Origin of the sequence: Methanoculleus nereidis, from assembly GCF_032944295.1 — an archaeon.
In the GTDB taxonomy this organism is placed as follows: domain Archaea; phylum Halobacteriota; class Methanomicrobia; order Methanomicrobiales; family Methanoculleaceae; genus Methanoculleus; species Methanoculleus nereidis.
This window is the reverse complement of record NZ_JABFFQ010000004.1, coordinates 140,835-162,254: the sequence shown is the minus strand read 5'-3', so window position 1 is coordinate 162,254 and position 21,420 is coordinate 140,835. Positions and strand designations below refer to the sequence as shown.

Here is a 21,420-nt window from a genome sequence, read left to right as displayed (position 1 = left end):
TCTCTTTTGCTACTGTGCCCGATCCCCGGAGTTCCGCATCATGGGAGCTACGTTGCACCCCGCCATCTCCCCGAAGCAGAAGAGGAACCGCTCCTTGATGCTCGCCGGCAGCCTCGACTCCGGGATGGGTTCGAACCCGAGTCTCCCGTAGAACCCGATCAGGGGGAGGGTCGAGTGGATGTAGATCGTCTCGGACCCGCACTCGTCGAGGAGCATCTGCACGGCCTCCTTTGCATACCCGCTCCCGCGGTACTCGTCCAGGGTGAAGACGCAGTCCATCTCGAGACCGCCCGAATGAAGGGTGCAGCGGGCCGTCGCCGCAAGGACACCGTCGACAAAGACGCCGAAGATCCTCTCCCGCGTCGGGTCGGCCTTCTGGCCGCGGTAGTGCGTCCAGACCGTCTCTGCAAGCGGAAACTCTCCCGGCTGCAGTTCTCGAATTTCTTTCTCCATCATTTTCCTCGAGTGTAGCCAAACATTGCCGCACCTGCTATTTTAACCGGATGGGCAGGGCATCCCCGGCGTTCAGGGGAATGGATACCTCTGCCCGGCAAACAGGTGAGTGTTTTGTCGGGATCAGAGCGCGTCGGGCCAGGGAACGCCAAGGTTCACGGTCAGTTCCTTCAGTTCGTCGTGGATGCCCCGGTCGATCTTGAGAAGAACCAGGATATAGACCAGCCCACCGAGCGCGACCGCTCCGAGGACGACAAAGACGTTCGTGAGCGGGATGACGAACGAGTAGGCCATAACGACGGCGCCCATCACGACCGCGGCGAGGACGATGTGCCCCACGGCCCCGGGCTCTATCCGCACGCGGATGCTCCGGGAAAGAGCGCGGTTGGCGAGCGCCGCGTTCAGCACCATGGTCACGAGCGTGGCTGCCGACGCCCCGACGATACCGAACGCCGGGATGAGGAGGACGTTCAAGCCGATGTTCGCCGCAACCGCGATTGCTGTTACCTTAAATGAGTCTTTCGGCCGGTCGAGGGCGTTCAAGCACATTGTCTGAAGGAACATGAAGACGTGAGCTACCTGGACGAGCAGGAGTATCGAGAGAGCTGCCGCCCCGGCGGTGGCTGACGCTGTGTAGAAGAAGTAAAGGAGCCGTTCGCCGAGGAGCCAGCCCCCGGCAACGACCGGGACCGCGAGCAGGAGCGAGTAGGTGAAGGCGCGGGCGAGCGCGTTCTCCACTGAAGAGAGGTCATGCTGCTTCCCCCAATAACTGACCTTTGGGTAGAGCGTGGTGCGGAGCGCTATGGTGATGAACGTCGCAATAGAGGTGAGTTGGAGCGCCACACGATAGATGCCGACGTCGGCCTCGGTCAGGAAGTGGCCGATCAGGATGGTGTCGGCGTACGCGAAGACGAGGTAACCGCCTGCGCCGAGAAATGTCCAGAACGAGAAAGCAAAGAGGCTCTGGATGTGCGATCGGCGAAATCGTGCCGGGGAGAGTTCGAGGAAACGGAAGTTAAAGAGTCCTGATGCAAGGAGCCCGGCGACGAACCCACCGGCGAGCCCCGCGACGCCGTAGCCGAGGACGACCGCAGCGACCTGGACTACTATCCTGATCAGCGTATCGATCAGGCCGCCGATCTGGTTGACGCCGACTTTCCCGGTGCCGTAGACACTGTTTGAGGCGATGTTCGTGAAGACGCTGACGACCAGCGCGATGACCAGCCAGGGGAAGACTCCCGATGATGTGAGGTCGGTGAGATACGGCTGCGCAATGAAGAGGAAGCTGACTGAGACGGACAGCAGCATCACCCGGAGAAAGACGAACGCGGTAAAGAACGCGTTCTGGTCCTCGCCCTCGCTGATCCGCTTTACGGCGGCGCCCCCGAACCCACCGTCCCCGATCAGGTTGAAGACGCTGAAGTAAGCAACGAAGAGGTAGTATGCGCCCATTATCGATAGGCCAACGGTGTGCGTGAAGAACATCGTGGAGAGAAACCCGATTGCGGTGAGGCCCAGCGTTGAGGCGAGGCTGATGACACTCTGGCGCTGGACGGGGTCGATGCGCATGACACGGGCAAGATACCCGGAGGGGCGGAACACAAGCAGTGGTTTCGCCGTGAAAAACCTTATTGGTTTTGAACCGAAGCAGGGGAGGCGGCCATGATCCGGCAGAGTGAGGCGGTGCCAACATATATCATGATCTGCGCTCACAAGAGGTCGCCTATACAATTGCCGGCGGTGAGATTTTGGATGTGGGAGTAATCGGTGTTGGGATGATGGGTAGAAACCATGCCCGCGTGTACTCGGAATTAAAGATGGTGGACTCACTCCATTTATATGACCTCAACCAGAAAGCGACCCACGGCCTTGCCGCAACCTTCGGGGCGACGGCCTCCCCGACTGTTGAGAGCCTGCTCGGAAGCGTGGACGCGGTGAGTGTCTGCGTCCCGACGCCCTATCACTTCGGGGTTGCGGAGACGGTCCTCGATGCCGGGGTGCCGCTGCTCATCGAGAAGCCCATCTGCGCGACGGCAGAAGAGAGCAGGAGGCTTATCGGGAAGATCCCCGACGGCCTCGTCGCCGGCGTCGGGCATATCGAGCGGTTCAACCCGATCGTCCCCGAGATTAAGAAGATCATCCGAAACCCCCTCTACATCGAGATGAAGCGGCACAACCCGGCCTCTTCCCGGGTGAGCGGCTCTTCGGTCGTCGAGGACCTGATGATCCACGATGTGGACATTGTGCGAAACGTCCTTCTCCCTGCTGGCCCCTATCAACTTACCGGCAGCGGGAACGAGGATGTCTGCAGCGCACTCTTCTCGTTTGAGGGAACTCCGGTCTACCTCTCGGCAAGCAGGAAATCTTCAAAGAAGATCCGGATGATCTACATAGAGGAAGAGGAGTTCACCATCGAGGGGGACTTCATGGCCCAGGAGATCTATATCCACCGGAAACCCGGGCAGTATGCGGTCGAGGACGAGCGGTACGTGCAGGAGAACATCATCGAGAAGGTGCTCGTGAACAAGCAGGAGCCGCTCAAGCTCGAACTCTCGACATTCCTCGACTGTGCGGCCAGAGGAAGGGAGTTCCCGGTCAGCCCCGCACAGGCGCTGCTGAACATGGAGATCTGCGAGGATGTCGCGCGGTGTTTCTCACCTCTGATGGTGTTGGCATGAGCCGCAGATTACAACCGATTATCAACGACAAAGGCCCGATCAAGAATATAGGTGTGATCGGGATGGGCTACGTCGGCATCCCCGCCGCGGTGCTCTTTGCGAACGCTCCCGGGTTCGAGTCGGTCCGGGGATTCCAGCGGGACTCTCCGTCCTCCGGCTACAAGGTCGCCATGCTCAACCGGGGGGAGTCCCCGCTCAAGGGTGAGGAGCCGGGTCTCGATGACCTCCTCGGCAGGGTCGTCGGCGCGGGGAAGTTCCGGTGCACCTCGGATTTTTCACAGATCGCAGAGTGCGATGCGGTGACCCTTGCCATCCAGACACCGTTTAAAGACCAAAAGGACCTGATCCCCGACTTCTCGGCTCTGATCGAGGGGCTCCGCGCGGCGGGGGGACACCTCTCGGAGGGGACGCTCGTGGTGCTGGAGTCGACGGTCACCCCCGGCACGACCACTGGAATGGCCCGGGAGATCCTCGAAGAGGAATCGGGGCTCGTCGCCGGCGAGGAGTTTTGCCTCGCGCACGCCCCCGAGCGGGTGATGGTCGGGCGGCTGCTCAAAAACATCCAGGAGCACGACCGGATCGTCGGCGGGATCGACGATGTGAGCACGGCACGTGCGGTGGAACTCTACTCGCCCGTCCTCACGATGGGAAAGATCATCCCGATGACCGCGACCGCTGCCGAGGTGACGAAGACCGCCGAGAACGCCTTCCGGGACCTCCAGATCGCCGCCGCAAACCAGCTCGCCCTCCACTGCGAGGCGATGGGTGTCAACGTCTATGATGTCCGGGCGGGGATCGACTCGCTCAAGGGCGACGGGATCACCCGGGCAATTCTCTGGCCGGGCGCCGGAGTCGGTGGCCACTGCCTCACGAAGGACTCCTGGCACCTCGAGCGGGGTGCACAGGTCCTCGGGAATGGCGACCTCTGGTACCCGCACGGGGCGGAGTCGATCTTTGGGGTCGCACGGAAGATCAACGAGTTCATGCCGCGGCACATGGTTCACCTGACCATCGAGGGGCTCAAACGGGCGGGGATGTCTCCCGAAGGCGCGACGGTCGCGCTCCTCGGGTGGGCGTTCATTCAGAACTCGGATGATACCCGGAATACGCCGGCGGAGCCCTATCTCGCTGCGATGGAGGAGATGGGGGCGGAGGTCAGGATTCACGATCCGTTTGTGGACGGATACCCGGGGATAGAGATTTTCCACGACCTGAACGCGACCCTTGCTGGAGCGGACGTCGTCACCATCTTCACCGGCCACCACCATTATGTCTCTCTCGATCCGGCGCGGGTGAAGGAGTTGTCGGGGAAAGAGCGCCCGGTGATCGTCGACGGCAGGAACGTCGTCGATCCGGACGCGTTCATCCGAGTGGGGTTCATCTATAAGGGCATCGGCCGCGGTGATAAGAACAGCCACCCGATCCGGCAGTAACCATGAAGATCGTGTCGATCGTCGGCGCCCGACCGCAGTTCATCAAGTGCGCTCCTGTCTCGCGTGAGCTCAGAAAAGAGCACGAGGAGGTCCTTGTCCACACCGGGCAGCACTACGACCACGGTATGTCGGAGGTCTTCTTCGAGGAACTCCGCATCCCGAAGCCCGACTACAACCTCGGCATCGGCTCCGGGACCCACGGCCACCAGACCGGCGCGATGCTCGGTGCGATCGAGGATGTCCTTGAGAAGGAGGAGCCCGACATCGTTCTGGTCTACGGCGACACGAACTCCACCCTCGCGGGCGCACTTGCGGCGGCAAAACTCCACATCCCGGTCGCTCACATCGAGGCGGGGCTCCGGAGTTTCGACCGGCGGATGCCCGAGGAGGTGAACCGGGTGCTCACCGACCACGCATCGGACCTCCTCTTCTGCCCGACGGAGACGGCTGTCAGGAACCTCGCGGCCGAAGGGGTCACGGAGGGCGTCTTCCTCGTCGGAGACGTGATGTGCGACGCGATGAACTATAACCGCGCGATCGCAGAGGAGCGCTCCCGGATCCTTGAGGACGTCGGGCTTGAACCGGGAGGCTACCTCGTCGTCACTGTCCACCGGCCGTCGAACACCGATAGCCAGGAGAACATGGCCGCCATCCTCGGTGCCCTCGGGGAGGCCGGAAACCCGGTCGTCTTCCCGGTTCATCCCCGGACGAGGAAGTGTCTCGGTGAACACGGTCTTCTCGCGGAGATGCCGGAAAACACCATCCGGGCCGTCGAGCCGCTCGGCTACCTCGACATGATCCGCCTGATGGCGCATGCGGAAAAGATCCTCACTGACTCCGGCGGCGTCCAGAAGGAGGCGTACATGCTCGGCGTCCCCTGCATCACCCTCCGGGAGAACACCGAGTGGGTCGAGACGGTCGAGGCCGGGTGGAACGTGCTTGTCGGGGCCGAGCGGGAGAAGATTGCAGACGCAATTCACTCGTTTTCACCCGCATCACGGCAGGAGGGCCTGTTCGGCAGTGGGGATGCCAGTGTCAGGATCAGGGAGATTCTCACTGGGCTTCAGGGTGCTCCACCCGGGTGAAGGTTCGCGGCATGGAAAGGCCCACGATCCTGTTTCTGACGAGCAGCCTCTCCTCTTTCGCAGAAGGGGACCTGCGCATGCTCGAGGCGAGTTACCCTGTCCGGGAGGTCACCACCGGGGGCGGCCCGACCGGGAGTTTCGGGCAGAGGCTCTCCCTGGTGCTCTCGATCCTCTCCGGGGTTCTCAGGACGGATATAGTCTTTTCGTGGTTTGCCCATAACCACTCATATCTCGCGGTTACGGCGGCGCGACTGCTTCGAAAGAAGTCCCTTGTCGTCGTGGGCGGTTATGAAGTGGCACATGAGCCGGAGATCGGGTATGGCGCGCTCCTGGACCCGGTCATGGCAGGTAAAGTCCGGTATATCATAGAGAACGCCGACTGCATCCTCGCGGTCTCGGCGTTCAGCAGGAGGGAGCTCCTCGCGGTCGCACAACCCCGCCGGATCGAGACGGTCTACAACGGTATCGACACGTCGTACTTCTCTCCCGGAGGCCCCAAAGAGGATATCGTCCTCACCGTGTGCCTCGTCAGCACGGCAAATATCAGGGTTAAGGGGCTTGACACCTTCATCGATGCAGCCCGGCAGCTCCCGGAAGCGCGGTTTGTCCTCATTGGTGATGCCCTCGACGGTGCGCTTGAGATCCTGAAACGAGATGCTCCCGCCAACGTTGAGTTTGTCGGGGCTGTCGAGCAGGCTGAACTCATCGGCTGGTACCGCCGGGCAAAAGTCTACTGTCAGCTCTCCTACCGTGAGTCGTTCGGGGTCGCGCTTGCCGAGGCGATGTCCTGCGAGTGTGTCCCCGTGGTGACGGACCGGGGCGCCCTCCCGGAGGTTGCAGACGATACCGGTTTTGTGGTTCCGTATGCTGATACGCAGGCGACGGTCGATGCCATATCGCAGGCCCTCCTCTCCGATGCGGGGCCGGTCGCCCGAAAGAGGATTTGCGAACTGTTCTCTCGTGAGCAGAGGAGACAGAAGATTCGTCGGATAATTGCGACGTTGCAGTCTTGACCGGTTCGCCATTCTCCTGCAGGCTGCTCTGGATCCACCTTTCCCGCCTTCCTGCCCTCTTCGCGGAGGGCTCTCTCCGCAATAAAGTATAAGTGTCTCTCCGGTACAGTTGGGTCCATTCAATCCTCCTGTTCGTGCCCGAAGATGTAACCTGGGGGGAAGGCTCTGGGAAGGGAGGTCTGAGACCCGACTATGCGTATCTGCATGCTCACCACGACTCACCTGCCCCACGACGGGCGGATATTCGAGAAAGAGGCGAAGAGCCTTGCAAAGGAGCATGACGTCACTATCATCGCCTTTTCGGAGAACGGGAGCATCCAGGAGGACGGAGGCGTGCAGATTGTCGCCGTCCGAAAACCCTCTTCAAACCTCCTCCACTCCCTGACGCTCTGGCGGGCGTTTCGGGTGTGCCTGAACCATAAGTGCGACGTCATCCACTGCCATGAGCCCGATGCCCTTCTCATCGGCGTCCTTACAAAGTTTCTCAAGGGGCGACGGGTCGTTTACGACATTCACGAGCATTGGCCGAGCGAGATCCCGTTCGATCTCGGCCTCCCGAACGCGACGGTCCTCACGAGGATCCTTGAGCCCCTGCTTTCCTGGGGAGAGGTCCTGCTTGCACGATTCGCCGATGCAAAGATTGCGGTCAGCGAGAGCGTTGCGGAGCGGTTCGGTCGGAACGGGACACTTCCTGTGATCGTATCCAACTATTCGATCGCCGGCTCGGTGCCCCCGGCTCCGCAGGCAGGGCGCAGCCGCAACGTGATCTACATGGCCGGAAATATGCAGTTGTTTCATGGCATCAGGGAGTGCATCCAGGCAATGTCGAAGGTGGCGGCAACATTTCCCGATGTCTCCCTGACGCTCGTCGGGAACATCCGCGAAGATATCGGTGCGATCGCTGTGAAGACGGACCCGAGACCGGTGATCACGATGACTGGCTACCTTCCTTACCGGGAGATGTACGAGACCCTGCGCGAAGGCAGCATCGGCCTCCTCGTCTTCCAGCCTGACTACTACAACGCATACATCGGCCTCCCGAACAAGCTCTTCGACTACATGCTCTGCGGTCTTCCTGTCGTTGCGAGCGACTTTCCAGAAATCTGCAAAGTTGTCAGCGAGACAGAGTGCGGGGTGCTGGTCGACCCGACAAGCCCGGATGCGATCGCGGAGGCGATCGCCTACCTGCTTGAGCACCCGGACGAGGCACGGAGGATGGGGGAGAATGGACGGACGGCGGTTCTTGAGCGGTATAACTGGGGGGAGATGGAGATGAGGCTGCTCGAGGTATACAGGCTGGTTGAGGAGACGGGAAGGGACAATCGGTTCCGTGGCCGCTGAACAGGATAATTCCGGCCCCGCCTGGTGCTTCTATCTCTCGCCTGTGGGATACCCGGTTTACCCCACGAACAGCATCACCCCATATGGATACGCCTGCTTTGGGGTTGCATGAGCCCGTTTTGCAAATCGGGTGGACTACATCATCCAAAATGCCGATCATATCCTTGCGGTGTCGGAGTTTAACAGGCGGGAGATACTGGAACTGGGCGATCACCGCCACGTCGCGGTCGTATATAACGGGATTGACTGCGCGCAGTTCTCCCCGGGAGAGGGCGGGAGTGGCCTCGTCATCACGGTATGCCTGATTAACTGGAACAACATAACGCTCAAGAGCTTTGATATGTCCCTCAAAATTCCTCTATGATATACTGAACCGGTTCCTTCTTTCAGGGCCTGCCAGGATCGTTTCAGGCCGTTCTCCTGACGAGGGTGTCGACAGAGATCCGTACGTTGTTGTTCCCGCTCAGAACGTCATAGACGAATCGTGCGATGGGTATATCGATATCATGGTTCTTGGCCAGCTCAATTATTCCTTTAACCGACCTGGAGCCTTCGAACGTGACGCCTGACTCCAGGTAAGGGGTTTTTACGATCTTTTTTCCGACCATCAGCCCCAGTGTCCGGTTACGGCTTTTATCCACGTTAGCGGTCAGGTTGAAATCCCCAAAGCAGCAGAATTTTGTGAATATCCCTTCATCAAGAGAAATAGCCCGTAAAAATATGCACATCTCCTTGTAGCACATGTTCAGGAAGGTGTAGTGCTCGTTGTGGTTGCTGTAAACCGAATCCCACATCCCCGTTCCGATGGCGTATACGTTCTTCAGCACGCCGCATAACTCGACCGCCCTGATGTCATCCGAAAAGTCCAGGATGAACTCTCCGAAGAGATCCGACATCGTTGCTCTCAGCGACGGGTCGTCGCCGACGCCTATCGTAGCACCGGCGATATGGCCGTAGGCAATCTCATCGGCAAAGGTCGGTCCTGAGAAACAGGCTATGTCTGGGTTGCCCGTTTCTTCGCGAATAATTTCGCTCATCGTTTTAAGTGACGGATACTCCAGCCCTTTGGCCATTGTGATGAGGTACCTGTCTGCAAGCCCGTCTCCGGCAGCGTTAACGACAGAACGAACCTCACTGGAGGGCACGGCGATGATTACGACCTCGCAGTCCGCGAGATCCCGTCTGTCGTTCATCACTCTTGCACGGATGTTGGGTCTCAGGCGCAGGCCCGGGAAATACATCGTATTGTGATTGTCATGGTTAATCGAATCGACAATCTCCTGCCTCCTTCCAAATATGATTACTTCGCCGGCTCTCCCGGAGATACTCTGTGCGACGGCGGTACCCATGCTTCCGGCGCCGATGACCCCGACGGTCGATATCATCAAAACCGCCCCCGTGCACCGATGGCTATGCCTGCAATGCTCTCGGCATATCTGAGGTCCCGGATATCGTCGATTTCTGTCCATTTCAAGCCGTTCGTAAACGAGTACGCAAGGTTCCCGCTCTTTGACAGGGACTGGTAGATGAAATCGTAGTAGTTATTCGGGTTGCCCGAAACCAGGATATTCAGCAGCCTTTTTGCTTCGCCGATATCCCGGTCCGTGATCTTCGAGATGCCGATGAACTCCCCGGTTGCTTGTTCTACCGGGACGGTTTTTCCCATCTTTTCGATCCGGTTGTTTACTATCTTTACTTTAAACGATTCTTCCGTGAGCGGCTTTGTATCGTCGACCGCGATCGCGGTCTGATCTATCTTCAATAAATTGTCCAGGATGGCACGATCGTACAGCACATCGCCGTTGAAAATGATAACATCATTATGAATGCCGGATAGCCCGATTTGGAGAGAGTAAGCCGTATTCGTCGAGAAGTATGCGTCATTGCGGACTAAATTGAATTCAGTTCCATATTCTCTCCACAATGTTGTACACATTTCCTGCATCATGTCCGCTTTATATCCGATGACGATGGTGATCGTGTCCACATCGAATGATACCAGATCCGAGACCGTTCGCTCAAGCAGTGTCCGACCGTCGATAGGGAGTAAGCATTTCGGGCCGATCTTCTCGAGATCGATGTCTCTGCCCAATCTTCGCCCACATCCCGCTGCCAGGATTACCCCGATCACATGAAACACCGATCCGGTTTGTCGAGGGTTACATACCGTCCGGTTATATGAAGATTTGGCTGCTGAAGTCCGAAGGCCTTTGAGTCACGACGGGCCAAAGGGCCGGGGGTCGTCGAACCGCAAACGCAGTGAGCGTGAGCGGATCCCCTCCTTCCGCCGGAAGATTCCGGGACGGCTTTTACCGGATAACATTAGCGCTGCTTGATCAATCTGCAGACTCTCTCGCAGGCGAAGCAGTCCGCGCACCCGAACATCAGCCTTCGTAGCCTGATCCTCTCCGGTTCCCATCTGTCCGGGTCGGCGAGGGCACTCGTGAGGGCTCCTATCAGCTCATCGAAATTGGTGGAAATCTCCCCGGGTGCCCAGTCGCGAAACGGTTCGAGAATGAAACCTCTCTGCTTCCGGTAGTCCTCAATATCGGGCACGTAAAAGACGATAGGCCGGTTCAGGTGAAGGAAGTCGAAGTACACCGACGAGTAGTCGGTAACCAGAATATCGACGGCGTTCAGGAAGTCGTAGATGGTATTAGCGGCTTTTTGCAGGTCATCGTTTAAGAGTATGTGGATGTGCTCTCCGTTATACGTTTGAAACGCATTCTCGTCGTGAGAATGAGGCTTGCAGATGAACAATAGGTTCTCGTCCTTCAAGAACCGGCGAAACTTCTCGCTTGCGAGGATCTCTTCGAGGATTTTACGGCTCGCACCAATATCGTATTCTCGGAAGGTGGGAAGGTACAGTAGAATCCTCTTTTCAGCAATATCGTCCCTGCCAAGGATACGGCATAACACGCCTATCCCGGAATCTCTGGGCCTGTAAAGAGCGTCGCACCGGGGTTGTCCGACGACCAGAATCTTACCGGGATCAATCAAGAAAGCGGAAGAGAAGACCAGCCTCTCAAATTCCGAGGTCGTGATGAGATAGTCTACGGAGTTCGCAAACCTCCGCAGCCTGTGTGCCGCGGAGAGTCGTGCAACGGCGTTCGGATGGTCCGTATCGGCAAAGTGCCCGATCGTCTTTAGCGGGAGGCCGTGCCACAACTCGATGCTGACCTGGTTTCTGGATTTCCAGGCGGGTGTGCCGTGGGTGCTGACGATGTACTTTGCCGTCAGCGCGTGGTAGATATACCCACGCGATCGGTGGATGGCGTAGTTTGCATGAACCGGCGCGTAGACGCACCAGATAAGTTGATACGTTTTATCGAAGCCTGATTCGAGCATTCTGTCGTAGACATACTTTGCATTATCGGAGAGGTCGGGTACCGAGAAGAACAGGATCTTATGTTCGTCCTTCGGCACAAGCAGTGATAACGCCGAAAAAACAAGAGTGATTGCATCATAGGCCAGCGATCGAATACCACTAACGAGACCGTGAGAGATCATCGGATCGAGAAAGGTATACCCACATTCTCATTGTTTAAGTAAACGGTTGGAGGTTACTGATCGATCCGACGGTTCCGGATGCGGTTACCTACCAGCACCTGGATGTGGGCGCGGAGGATGGGGAGGACGGGCGGAAGGCGGTTCTTGAGAGGTATAACAGGGGAGAGGTGGAGAAGAGGCTGCGCGAAGTTCACCGTTATCTGTGCGACTGAACGGATCATTTCGTTGCTCGGTCAAGAAAATGGGCATTCGCAAATTCTAGCGAGAAGTTTCAGGTTAGAAAATAGAGGTGCTCGCGGTATTCCCTCAGTTCTCTCCTGTTCAGGTCGGGAAGGCTGCGCTTTGGGGGGATAACCCATTCGAAGTCTGATGCTTGCTCGGTCATGGTGAGATTCACTACAGTTCGGGCTCGCACTCTGTTCTGCGGAATGCTGCATCACTGTTCACAAATTATGTCCTGTGTTCCCTATACCACCCGATCGTCGCCCTCAGCCCGTCCTCAAAGCCCGTCTTCGCCCGGAACCCGAACTCCCGCTCCGCACGGGACACATCCAGACACCGCCGGGGCTGGCCATCGGGCTTGGTGGTGTCCCAGACGATCTCGCCCGTAAACCCGGTGAGGTCGGCAATGAGGGTTGCAAGATCGCGGATGGTGATCTCGAACCCGGCCCCGAGGTTCACCGGGTCGGGCTTGTCATAGCGCTTGGCAGCAAGCGCGATCCCCTTTGCGGCGTCGTCGACATAAAGGAACTCCCGCGACGCCGCTCCGGTCCCCCAGACCTCGACGCTCTCTGCACCGCCCTCCACCGCCTCGACGAACTTCTTGATGAGGGCCGGGATGACGTGTGAACTTGCGGGGTCGAAGTTGTCCCCCGGGCCGTAGAGGTTCACCGGGAGGAGGTAGATGGCGTCAAAGCCGTACTGCTGCCGGTAGGCCTGGGCCTGGACGAGGAGCATCTTCTTTGCGAGGCCGTAGGGCGCGTTGGTCTCCTCGGGATATCCCTCCCAGAGGTCTTCTTCCCGGAACGGAACCGGCGTGAACTTTGGGTAGGCACAGATCGTTCCGACGGCGACGAACTTCGCCACACCGGCCTGCCGGGCGGCTTCCATCAGCTGGACCCCCATGATGGCGTTGTCGTAGAAGAGGGAGCCCGGATTTGCCATGTTGTAGCCGATCCCCCCGACCTTCGCTGCGAGGTGGATGACGAGGTCGACGCCCTCGACCGCAGCGACACAGCCCTCCCACCGCCGCAGGTCAAGATCGCGGCTCCGGGGCACCCGGATATTCTCCCTTGCAAGCCCATGCCTCTCAAGTGTCCTCACGAGGGATGAGCCGAGGAACCCCGCCCCACCCGTGACGAGGACCTCCATTCTGTCCCCAAATCTCATAGGATCTCACCGATTATGCTGCTACATTCTTTTGTGCCGTCTCTCTTGAAGAGATCATCGATTTTTCCGAAGTTCTCTCGGAGCCCCATCAGGGATTCCAGGTTATTCGCCCACGAACCGTCAACGATCGCCGACACCGGGACTTCTCTCCCGATCCCTGTATCCTCAACGCCTCCGATGAGATAATCATCCTCGGCAAACCCTTCCCTGCGGAAGAGCGTCATCGGGACACCAGCCTGGACCGCCTCCGAGATGGTGCTGTAGCCGGGCTTTGAGACCACCAGATCGCAGGCGGCGATCCAATCCTGTGTCTCGGTCTCGCCGGGCGGGATTCTGATCGCGCCCGGGAGATCGGTCCACGACGGGACGAGGAGGGTGCACCCATTGAGTGCGGTCCTGATGCCCCGGAAAACGATGGGGTCAAGCGACTGCCCGCCGCCGAGGTAGACGAGCGGTCGTTCGGAGGGGAGCCCCGGAAGTTCCGCCCGGGACCGGGTCACCGCCCGGGTTACAAGCCCCACCTCCTGTCGGTTGCGGAAGAGATCCATCGGTTCGTGGAGTGGGAGCAGGAGAGCGCCGTCAGCGGCATGATAGGCCTCGGCGATCCGGTCGGTCAACCTGGTCTTCCCGCTGAGGCGGGTGTAGATGAGGTGCCAGGTGAAGTTCGAGACACCGAGCGACGGGATACCGAGTTCTTCCGTGGCAAGGAAAGGCTGCGGGACGATATCCGAGAGGACGAGGTCGATCCGGTGGCCACGGAGGAAAGTCTTCTCGCTAGCGATGTAGTCATCCCAGGAAGCGAGCCACTGCTCTACCGCCGCAAACGTTCTCTCCGTATCCACGGCGGCACCCTCCATCACCACCCCCGGGTCATTTGGGCCCTGCAGGACCTCGACGCCGGGAAGCGACCGGGACATGAACGCAGCGGGAGAACCGGCCCTGACGACCACTTCAGCGTTCAGGCTCTCCTGCAGTTCCCGGATGAGAGCAATATCTCGCGCCGCGTGGCCGTAACCGAAGTCGCTCGTGTAGAAACAGACCTTCGGCCGCTTCAATCCTTTGTCCACCACCGATCCGGATACTTCCGGGCGAGGAGTTCATCCCCCTCACCGATAGGCTCAAGCCCTGCCTCTCTCAGGTCTGCGTCGACCATGATCTTAGTTAAGTCGGCAAACGTCACGCAGGGCTTCCAGCCGAGTTTCTTCTGGGCCTTCCCGGCATTGGCGATGAGGTCTTCGACCTCGGTCGGCCGGAAGTACCGGGGATCGATCCTGACGTGCTCCTCCCAGCCGAGGCCGGCATAGGAGAAGGCGGTCTCAAGGAACTCCCGGACCGAATGGCTCTCGCCGGTCCCGATGACGAAGTCCTCAGGTTCTTCCTGCTGTAAGATCCTCCACATGCACTCGACATACTCCGGGGCAAACCCCCAGTCCCGCCGGGCATCGAGGTTCCCCATGTAGAGGTACTGCTCTTTGCCGGCAAGAATCCGGGCGATTCCCCGCGTGATCTTCCTCGTCACGAAGGTCTCCCCACGGCGGGGAGACTCATGGTTGAAGAGGATCCCGTTCGTGGCGAACATTCCGTAGCCGTCACGGTAATTCCTCGTCATCCAGTAAGCGTATAGTTTGGCGCAGGCGTATGGGCTTCGCGGCCAGAAGGGGGTTGTCTCGCTCTGCGGTGGCGGCGTCGCTCCGAACATCTCGCTGCTCGAAGCCTGATAGAACTTCGTCCCGTTCCCGCTCCTCCTGATCATCTCAAGAAGCCGGGTTGTCCCGAGACCGGTGACGTTCCCGGTGTATTCAGGGGTATCGAAGCTGACCCGCACATGGCTCTGGGCCCCGAGGTGGTAGACTTCGTCGGGTTTTATATTGTAAATGAGGTGGGAGATCTGCTCGTCGTCGGCGAGGTCGCCATAGTGAAGATAAAGCCGTGCGCCTGCATCGTGCGGATCGGTGTAGATATGATCGATCCGGGAAGTATTGAATGTTGATGCCCGCCGGATAATCCCGTGCACTTCGTAGTTTTTATGGAGGAGGAACTCGGCAAGGTACGAGCCGTCCTGACCGGTGATGCCGGTTATTAAAGCTTTTTTAGATATATTGCTCACCTCTCTGTCTTTGATGATCAGTAAATAATTTGTATACCTGAGGTATATGGACTTTGCATTACAAATAATCTAACGAAGTGGGAAATAGGCAGATAAAAGTCAATAGATGATCTTAGGGTAACGTAACGAAAGTTCTGTAAAATTGAATTGGCCCTGGATCCAACCTAGATTTGGACAAAGGAGAAACAGGGCCATGGATCCCTTAGCGTTAATCGAAGATTATCTTTCCGATCAGGAGAACGGCATGAAGAACCTCATCACCGGATTCCTCAACCAGGTGATGCTCGCAGAGGCCCTCCAGCAGGCAGGAGCTGCCCAGTACGAACGCACCGATGCGCGGAAAGCGCATCGGAACGGCTACAAAGACCGATCCCTCAAGACCCGATACGGGGAGACAATCCTCCGGAAACCGCAGTTCCGGGAGCTCCCGTTCGAGACACAGGTCTTCGGGCGCTATGCCCGGGTGGAGAAAGCTCTGGTGAACGCAATTGTCGAATCCTACCTCCAGGGAGTTTCGACGAGAAAGATCCAGGAGATCGTCAGTCATCTGGGGATCGACCAGCTCTCCCCGGCTTCGGTCTCCCGGATGGCCAAGAACCTCGACGACCAGGTGCAGGCATTCTTCCTGCGGCCGATCGAACAGGCTATCCCATACCTCTTCGTGGATGCCTCCTACTACAAAATCCGGGACGGAGCACGATACGTCACCAAAGCGGTCCTGGTGGTCGCCGGCGTCCGGGATGACGGCTACCGGGAGATCCTGGGCGCAAGAATCACGGATTGTGAGAACGAAGAATTCTGGTCAGGAATGTTCGAGGAGCTCAACGAACGGGGACTCACCGGGGTTCAACTGGTCGTCTCGGATGGGCATACCGGCATCCAGAAGGCGACTGAAGCCGCCTTCCTCGGTGCATCCTGGCAGATGTGTCAGGTGCATTGTACCCGGGCCGTCTTGAGGAATATTCCCCGGAAACATCAGAAAGAGGTTGTAGAGGGGCTGAAGGAGGCCTATGGGAATGAGCAGAGACTCCAGGAGCTCGCTGATGACCTGAATGCCGGGGGGTACCGGAAAGCAGCCAACACCATCGAACGATTCCTCCCCGGGCTTATGAGTTACACGGCATTCCCAAAACCGCACGGGAAACGGCTCAGAACGACGAACATGGTGGAGCGGGTCAATAGAGAACTGAAACGGAGAACCAAGGTTGTAGGCGTGTTCCCGAACGAGGAATCCCTTCTCCGGCTGGTCGGATCCATCCTGATGGACATCAACGAGGAGTGGGTTACCGGCAGAAGGTATTTGACGATGGAGAAGGAATGATCAGACAAGGAGACAGGGCTCAGGCAAATTACAGAAGATCTGAGACGTTACCGATCTTAGGTACCTCCGGAAGGAGAAGGGGGCGAGAAACTTCCACAGACTTTGTGTATATCTCAACTGAAATTGTTCTAATTTCTGAGGGGTCTGAAGATCATCACGGAATTTCCCGGTGCAGGGCTGTTTCGAAACCTTGGGTGGCGAACGTTCTTCAAACGTTAAAGGTTTACAGTGCGTGAAATCGGCCGTTTTCGGCAACTCCGACGTCGGTTTTGCTGTTGGCATGAAACGTATTGAGCCATAATGATGTAATTATTACAATATTAACCAGCAGCGAGCACTAAAGGCGTATCCATTCTTTCGGTAAGCGATCATCATCGTTATAGTGTGCCCCATTAAACCACCGTACAGGTGCAACAACAAGTTTTTGCCGATTTGAGGAGAGCCAGGCACCCCACCAGCTGAACGAACTGTTTGCAATGATAAAGTGCTTGCAGTACGTCATCAGCCTTAAATCTTCGTAGTTTTTGTCCGAAGAGTTATTACGGATATACGTTGTTGGGGCATCGATTGTTATATGCTGCTGACTCCAATCCGGATCATCAGAGAAGATATAGAAATGAGGCTTTTCAACTCTTGACATGATATAATCAATAGATCGGTAATAGTAATCCAATGAACATACGCCTAAGTTTTGATTTGCCGTTGGATCTGAGATATAGTCTCCTCTACGAACATGGATGCAGACTCCTTCGGTCTCTCTAATTTCATTGGCAATCTTAATATTCTCCGGGTCCGGGGGTGTTATTACAGTAAACTCCTTTCTAATGATCTCTTCAATGTCCTTGAAATATTTCTCACTTTGCCAGTATCCACTGAGATAAGCACCGCTGGAAATTTGCAATATCTCTGGGTCAAAATCCACTATTCTCTCTCTGATCATTGTTTGCTTGCTATAGGGCCTATCAACATGCACTTTGTGTAATAATTTTTCTTTCAAATGAACCCATGTTAGCCCCCTTAATTCTGCTACTTCGGCAAGACTTGCAATGTCCTTTAGTGTGGCAAAATGATTGAGGCTGTAGGGGCGGTACGGGTGATACTTGAACCAACGGGGATGATACCTGAACCAACTGAGATCTAATTTAAGAGAAAAGTTATTCATCTTCGCAATGCTGCGGCCAACAGCATATTGGAAGAGCTGGTTGCCTAAACCCCCCATTAGTTGTACGATGATTGTGCTTGGTATTCCTCTGGAAAGATGATCTTCATCCATTACCGTCATAATCGCCTCACCCTCCAAGCATGAGTCTTCTGATCCTGCTATTAAAGGATAAGATCTGCTGTCTTATTAATCGTATTTTTTCATATAATGAGTATTCCCTGCTCTCCTGGAAAACTGTCAAGGTAGATGCCACCATTAAGTGCGTGAAGTTCGGGTTGAAGACAGTGATGTCGAACAAATTCTCAGTTAATGCTGCTTAAATGCTAACATCTCAAGCGTGGAGATTGCACTGGCTCACCGGGCGGAGAGCACGTTTGCCGTACGCGAGAGCGTTGCCGTGCGGTTCGGGGAGAAGAGGCTTGAACCCGTGATTCTCTCGAACTACTCAATCGCCGACCTCGATATCCCCTATAATCCGAACCGGAGCGGCCGGAACCTCATGTTTATGGCCGGCAATATGCAGTCATTTCACGGAGTCAGCGAATGCATCGAGGCAGTCTCCCGGGCCAAGGAGCACTATCCCGACGTTTCGCTCACGCTCGTCGGAAACGTCCGGGAAGACCTCGACGGGTATATCAACGAATCCGACCATAACGGGTTCATCACCTCCACTGGTTTTCTCCCCTACAGGGAGATGTATGAGAAGTTGAACGAAGGCGTCGCAGGACTTCTCGTTTTTCAACCGACATACCACAACATCTCCATCGGTCTGCCGAACAAGCTCTTCGACTACATGCTCCTCGGGCTCCCGGTCATCGCGAGCGACCTGCCGGAGATCCGGAACGTCGTCAACAGGGCAGACTGCGGCATCCTCATCGATCCGACGAGCGTGGACGATATCGCCGACGCAATCTCCTATCTCTTCGAGCATCCCGAAGATGCGCGAAGAATGGGGGCGAACGGGCGGAAGGCGGTTCTTGAGAGGTACAACTGGTCCGCAATGGAGGCGGATTTCCTGCAGGCATACCGGCACCTCGATGGCGCGCACGCTAAACCAACGTGACCGGCAGACCGCGGGATCCCGCCGTTAGGTACTAGTAGCCGGCAATCGATGAGATAACTATCATGCTCACCACCCTCATCCTCGACTTCGACGGCGTCATCGTTGAATCCCTCCCCTTAAAGACCGCCGCGTTCAAAAGGATCTTCTCCTTCGCCCCCGAACACCTCGACGAAATCATCGCCTTCCACCTCGAGAACGGCGGGATGTCCCGGTACGACAAGTTCCGCCACATCTACGCAAACATCCTCCACGAAGACCTCTCTCCCGAGCAGGAGGAGCGGCTCGCGGGCGAGTACGTCGGGCTGATCTTTGAAGCCATGCTCACCGTACCCTACGTCGCGGGCGCAGAAGAACTCCTCCGGGACTGCTCCCGGCGGCTCCCGCTCTATATCGTCTCCGCGACCCCGGAGGGGGAGATGCAGGAGATCGCCCGCCGCCGGGATCTTACCGGATTCTTCGTCCGGGTCTACGGCTCGCCGAAGACGAAGGCCGAGTGCATCAGGGAGATCCTCGCTGAGACCGGCGCGCTGCCGGATGAGGCCCTCTTCGTCGGCGACGCCCCGAACGATTGGGACGCAGCCCGCGCGACCGGCGTCCGGTTCGTCGCGCGGATTCCGCCCGGCGACCCGAACCGGTTTATCGGCCGGCCGGGGGTGGAGGAGATCGTGGAGAACCTTCATGAACTCCGGGAGTACCTACGGGGGAACATATGCTCATCCCGATCTCGTACCCCCTGAACCGGGCGGCGCCCCTCTACCCCGGAACGGAACCGCTCACGATCACCCGCACAAAGTCCTTTGAGAAGGGCGACGCGGAGGAAAAGAGCCTGATAACCTTCTCCAGCCACGCCGGGACGCATATAGACCTCCCCCGGCACTTCTGCCCGGGCGGAGGACTGGTCAGGGGTCTCCTCGCCCCGGAGGCGGTTTTTGAGCCCGCGCGGTGCATCGCGATCCCGAAGACCGGGACGGAACCGATCCGGATCTACGACCTCCTCGACCACCTCGACGCGATCCGAACGTCACGCGCGCTTTTCATCAGGACCGGGAGCGGCCGGGTCCGGGAGAGCGACCCGGATGCCTACGCGAGAGAGCATCCATGGGTGCACCACGAGGTTGCGGGCTTCCTCCGCATGGAGAACCCGGGCCTCAGGCTGTTCGGGATCGACGTCATATCCATCGCCGTCCCGGAAGAACCGGAGGAGGGTGCAGAGGCCCATCGTGCGTTCCTCTGCGGATCGCCGCACATCTTCCTGCTCGAGGATGTGGACCTCTCGTATGGCAGGCTGCTCGAAGAGCCCTGGACCCTGCGGGTCTACCCGATGGTCTTTGATGACCTGGAGGGGGTGCCGGTGGTGGCGCTCGCGGAGTTCGGGTGAGGGGGTGCTAGCGCTCTGAAAAGAATCCATCTTGTTCGGCGGAATCGCTCTCTGAAACGTGCTCCTTCATGATACCAGAGAACGCCCGGAGGACGGCAAGATCGTGCTGCAGGATCGCATACACCTGCTTGAGATCCGGATCCCAATAAACATGGACGAGCAAATTTCGGAATCCTGCCAGGTTTGAGAGATCCCTTGCAAGAGGTTCAGGGATAACCCCCTCACCAGCGAGAACCTCGAATGTCTCCCGGTATGTGAGAGGCTTCTCAACCCCTCCTCTGCAATCACATTGGTCGCTATGTCGATTGCCGGCTGGAATGGATAGCAGCATGGCATGGTGGATCATATTCTGCGTATCCCGGTCCTGCAGGAACTGCTCCTTGGGGATGCGTTGATACCGCTCCCGGTCCCTCAGAGCCTCCTCCAGTTCCCACATATGATGGATCAGCCTCATTCTTCCACCCTGGCGAGGAGAGCTCTGTCAATCGTATCGTAGAGATATTCCAGATCGAGGAACTGCGCTATCACGCCGGCCTCAAAAGCGATGCGCGTGTCCTCATCCCGGGAGACAAGAAGACGGCCGGTCTTCACCACCTCATACTGGAACTCAACGGGCGCCCCCTCCGGCATGAAGATTAGTCGTGCGCGGGGATTCGCAATCTTTGGGGAGGTCAGAGGTCCAGCAGGAGGTCCGGGTCGGGATCAGTTGATACAAGAGTGACGTTTGTGACTTTGTGGTAGAACCTGTGGGGATAACTATAGATTGTTTTCCCATTCCGGCTTCTTCGCGTGAAGGGTTTGAGAATATCCTCCGTCTCATACTGAAGAGAGTATACCGCTCCGGTTTTGAGGGGGCCCTCTTTCGCCCGGAACATGACCTTCCTGAAGCCCTCCATTGAATGATCGCAGTCCGAGTAATCCGAGGCGAAAACAAGCCCATCCTTCCGAACCCTATCGATCACAATCCTGATCCGTAGCATTGACGTGCTATCGCCCCGGCCAGGCGTTAAGGTGTGCCGGGCGGGGCGAAAGTAATCTCAACGAAAAGGGGGTGGTTGACGAAGCCGCCGGAGCGGTCATGCAGGGTACAGGCGCCGGAAGATCCGTTGTGAACGAAGTTGTCCCAAAACGCTGTTACCGGGAGGGGGACACCCCCTCCCGCCCCCTCCCCCGAGTGGCGATATCCAATGGAAAGCCGTTTCATCCTCCTGGCTCAGGATGAAGCTCAGATGGCGGATACCTGAGAAGTAAGGGATCCGATTAGGATATACCGAAGGTTCGGAGATCTTTTTGGGATGACCTCAACCGCTTCGTCTAACATTACCCATACCTCTTCGCGACCGCCGCAACAGCGCACGAGTCTCTCTACCATTACGCTACAGCCGCATCAGGCGAAGAGCATGAGGACGCAAAGAGGAGGGACATACGCTGTTTTTCGCGTGAACTAACCCTTTAGCGAGCGGGATACGGCCTCGCGCAGAAGGTTG

At 57.6% G+C, this 21,420-nt stretch carries 22 protein-coding genes; 10 read left to right on the top strand and 12 right to left on the bottom strand.

Annotation, left to right across the window (positions count from 1 at the left end):
* Positions 1 to 9: 9 nt before the first annotated feature.
* Together HL657_RS07285 and HL657_RS07280 are read right to left on the bottom strand one after the other, a co-directional pair.
* Positions 10 to 456, bottom strand: coding sequence for a GNAT family N-acetyltransferase (locus HL657_RS07285; protein WP_317296163.1), 447 nt, complete (start codon positions 454 to 456; stop codon positions 10 to 12).
* A 120-nt stretch (positions 457 to 576) separates the two neighbouring features.
* Positions 577 to 2,055 carry a flippase gene (locus HL657_RS07280; RefSeq protein WP_317296162.1) on the bottom strand — a complete coding sequence of 493 codons (1,479 nt, stop codon included), beginning with the start codon at positions 2,053 to 2,055 and terminating at the stop codon, positions 577 to 579.
* A gap of 146 nt (positions 2,056 to 2,201) precedes the next feature.
* Here HL657_RS07280 and HL657_RS07275 point away from each other — a divergent pair, with 146 nt between their 5' ends.
* From HL657_RS07275 to HL657_RS07250, 6 genes are all read left to right on the top strand, one after another.
* Positions 2,202 to 3,131 carry a Gfo/Idh/MocA family protein gene (locus HL657_RS07275; RefSeq protein ID WP_317296161.1) on the top strand — a complete coding sequence of 310 codons (930 nt, stop codon included), beginning with the start codon at positions 2,202 to 2,204 and terminating at the stop codon, positions 3,129 to 3,131.
* Positions 3,128 to 4,564 carry a nucleotide sugar dehydrogenase gene (locus HL657_RS07270; protein WP_317296160.1) on the top strand — a complete coding sequence of 479 codons (1,437 nt, stop codon included), beginning with the start codon at positions 3,128 to 3,130 and terminating at the stop codon, positions 4,562 to 4,564. The genes HL657_RS07275 and HL657_RS07270 overlap by 4 nt, the downstream gene beginning before the upstream one ends.
* A 2-nt stretch (positions 4,565 to 4,566) precedes the next feature.
* The gene (wecB, locus tag HL657_RS07265) at positions 4,567 to 5,649 is read left to right on the top strand and encodes a non-hydrolyzing UDP-N-acetylglucosamine 2-epimerase (protein WP_317296159.1); all 1,083 of its coding nucleotides are present in this window, start codon (positions 4,567 to 4,569) and stop codon (positions 5,647 to 5,649) included.
* An 11-nt stretch (positions 5,650 to 5,660) separates the two neighbouring features.
* Positions 5,661 to 6,662 carry a glycosyltransferase family 4 protein gene (locus tag HL657_RS07260; protein ID WP_317296158.1) on the top strand — a complete coding sequence of 334 codons (1,002 nt, stop codon included), beginning with the start codon at positions 5,661 to 5,663 and terminating at the stop codon, positions 6,660 to 6,662.
* A 204-nt stretch (positions 6,663 to 6,866) separates the two neighbouring features.
* Positions 6,867 to 8,003 carry a glycosyltransferase family 4 protein gene (locus HL657_RS07255; protein ID WP_317296157.1) on the top strand — a complete coding sequence of 379 codons (1,137 nt, stop codon included), beginning with the start codon at positions 6,867 to 6,869 and terminating at the stop codon, positions 8,001 to 8,003.
* 130 nt (positions 8,004 to 8,133) lie between these two features.
* On the top strand, positions 8,134 to 8,367 hold the full coding sequence (locus tag HL657_RS07250) for a glycosyltransferase (RefSeq protein ID WP_317296156.1): 234 nt from the start codon (positions 8,134 to 8,136) through the stop codon (positions 8,365 to 8,367).
* A gap of 43 nt (positions 8,368 to 8,410) precedes the next feature.
* Here HL657_RS07250 and HL657_RS07245 read toward each other — a convergent pair whose 3' ends face one another.
* From HL657_RS07245 to gmd, 6 genes are all read right to left on the bottom strand, one after another.
* A complete protein-coding gene (locus tag HL657_RS07245; RefSeq protein ID WP_317296155.1) occupies positions 8,411 to 9,388 on the bottom strand; it encodes an NAD(P)H-dependent glycerol-3-phosphate dehydrogenase in 978 nt (325 codons plus the stop codon).
* The gene (locus HL657_RS07240; RefSeq protein ID WP_317296154.1) at positions 9,388 to 10,134 is read right to left on the bottom strand and encodes a phosphocholine cytidylyltransferase family protein; all 747 of its coding nucleotides are present in this window, start codon (positions 10,132 to 10,134) and stop codon (positions 9,388 to 9,390) included. Before HL657_RS07240 ends, HL657_RS07245 begins: the two co-directional genes overlap by 1 nt.
* A 191-nt stretch (positions 10,135 to 10,325) precedes the next feature.
* Positions 10,326 to 11,513: a CDP-glycerol glycerophosphotransferase family protein gene (locus tag HL657_RS07235; RefSeq protein WP_317296153.1), complete on the bottom strand. Its 1,188-nt coding sequence runs from the start codon at positions 11,511 to 11,513 to the stop codon at positions 10,326 to 10,328.
* 450 nt (positions 11,514 to 11,963) lie between these two features.
* Positions 11,964 to 12,902: a GDP-L-fucose synthase family protein gene (locus HL657_RS07230; RefSeq protein WP_317296152.1), complete on the bottom strand. Its 939-nt coding sequence runs from the start codon at positions 12,900 to 12,902 to the stop codon at positions 11,964 to 11,966.
* A complete protein-coding gene (locus HL657_RS07225) occupies positions 12,899 to 13,969 on the bottom strand; it encodes a hypothetical protein (RefSeq protein WP_317296151.1) in 1,071 nt (356 codons plus the stop codon). Before HL657_RS07225 ends, HL657_RS07230 begins: the two co-directional genes overlap by 4 nt.
* Positions 13,954 to 15,009: a GDP-mannose 4,6-dehydratase gene (gmd, locus tag HL657_RS07220; protein WP_317296150.1), complete on the bottom strand. Its 1,056-nt coding sequence runs from the start codon at positions 15,007 to 15,009 to the stop codon at positions 13,954 to 13,956. The genes HL657_RS07225 and gmd overlap by 16 nt, the downstream gene beginning before the upstream one ends.
* Positions 15,010 to 15,202: 193 nt before the next feature.
* Between gmd and HL657_RS07215 the strand changes: the two genes are divergently transcribed.
* Positions 15,203 to 16,330 (top strand): IS256 family transposase, encoded by a 1,128-nt coding sequence (locus tag HL657_RS07215; RefSeq protein ID WP_317296149.1) that lies wholly within the window; start codon positions 15,203 to 15,205, stop codon positions 16,328 to 16,330.
* 337 nt (positions 16,331 to 16,667) lie between these two features.
* Here HL657_RS07215 and HL657_RS07210 read toward each other — a convergent pair whose 3' ends face one another.
* Positions 16,668 to 17,612 (bottom strand): alpha-1,2-fucosyltransferase, encoded by a 945-nt coding sequence (locus HL657_RS07210; protein ID WP_317296148.1) that lies wholly within the window; start codon positions 17,610 to 17,612, stop codon positions 16,668 to 16,670.
* A gap of 217 nt (positions 17,613 to 17,829) precedes the next feature.
* Here HL657_RS07210 and HL657_RS07205 point away from each other — a divergent pair, with 217 nt between their 5' ends.
* The 3 genes from HL657_RS07205 (at position 17,830) to HL657_RS07195 (ending at position 19,933) form a co-directional block, all read left to right on the top strand.
* Positions 17,830 to 18,555, top strand: coding sequence for a glycosyltransferase (locus HL657_RS07205; RefSeq protein WP_317296147.1), 726 nt, complete (start codon positions 17,830 to 17,832; stop codon positions 18,553 to 18,555).
* A 62-nt stretch (positions 18,556 to 18,617) separates the two neighbouring features.
* A complete protein-coding gene (locus tag HL657_RS07200) occupies positions 18,618 to 19,292 on the top strand; it encodes an HAD family hydrolase (protein ID WP_317296146.1) in 675 nt (224 codons plus the stop codon).
* On the top strand, positions 19,265 to 19,933 hold the full coding sequence (locus HL657_RS07195) for a cyclase family protein (protein WP_317296145.1): 669 nt from the start codon (positions 19,265 to 19,267) through the stop codon (positions 19,931 to 19,933). The genes HL657_RS07200 and HL657_RS07195 overlap by 28 nt, the downstream gene beginning before the upstream one ends.
* 7 nt (positions 19,934 to 19,940) lie before the next feature.
* On the opposite strand, the gene hepT is transcribed toward HL657_RS07195, so the two are convergent.
* From hepT to HL657_RS07180, 3 genes are read right to left on the bottom strand one after another with little or no spacing between them, the layout of a single operon-like run.
* Positions 19,941 to 20,387 (bottom strand): type VII toxin-antitoxin system HepT family RNase toxin, encoded by a 447-nt coding sequence (hepT, locus tag HL657_RS07190; RefSeq protein WP_317296144.1) that lies wholly within the window; start codon positions 20,385 to 20,387, stop codon positions 19,941 to 19,943.
* Positions 20,384 to 20,563 carry a hypothetical protein gene (locus tag HL657_RS07185; protein WP_317296143.1) on the bottom strand — a complete coding sequence of 60 codons (180 nt, stop codon included), beginning with the start codon at positions 20,561 to 20,563 and terminating at the stop codon, positions 20,384 to 20,386. The genes hepT and HL657_RS07185 overlap by 4 nt, the downstream gene beginning before the upstream one ends.
* A gap of 41 nt (positions 20,564 to 20,604) precedes the next feature.
* Positions 20,605 to 20,913 carry a hypothetical protein gene (locus tag HL657_RS07180; protein ID WP_317296142.1) on the bottom strand — a complete coding sequence of 103 codons (309 nt, stop codon included), beginning with the start codon at positions 20,911 to 20,913 and terminating at the stop codon, positions 20,605 to 20,607.
* Positions 20,914 to 21,420 lie beyond the last annotated feature (507 nt).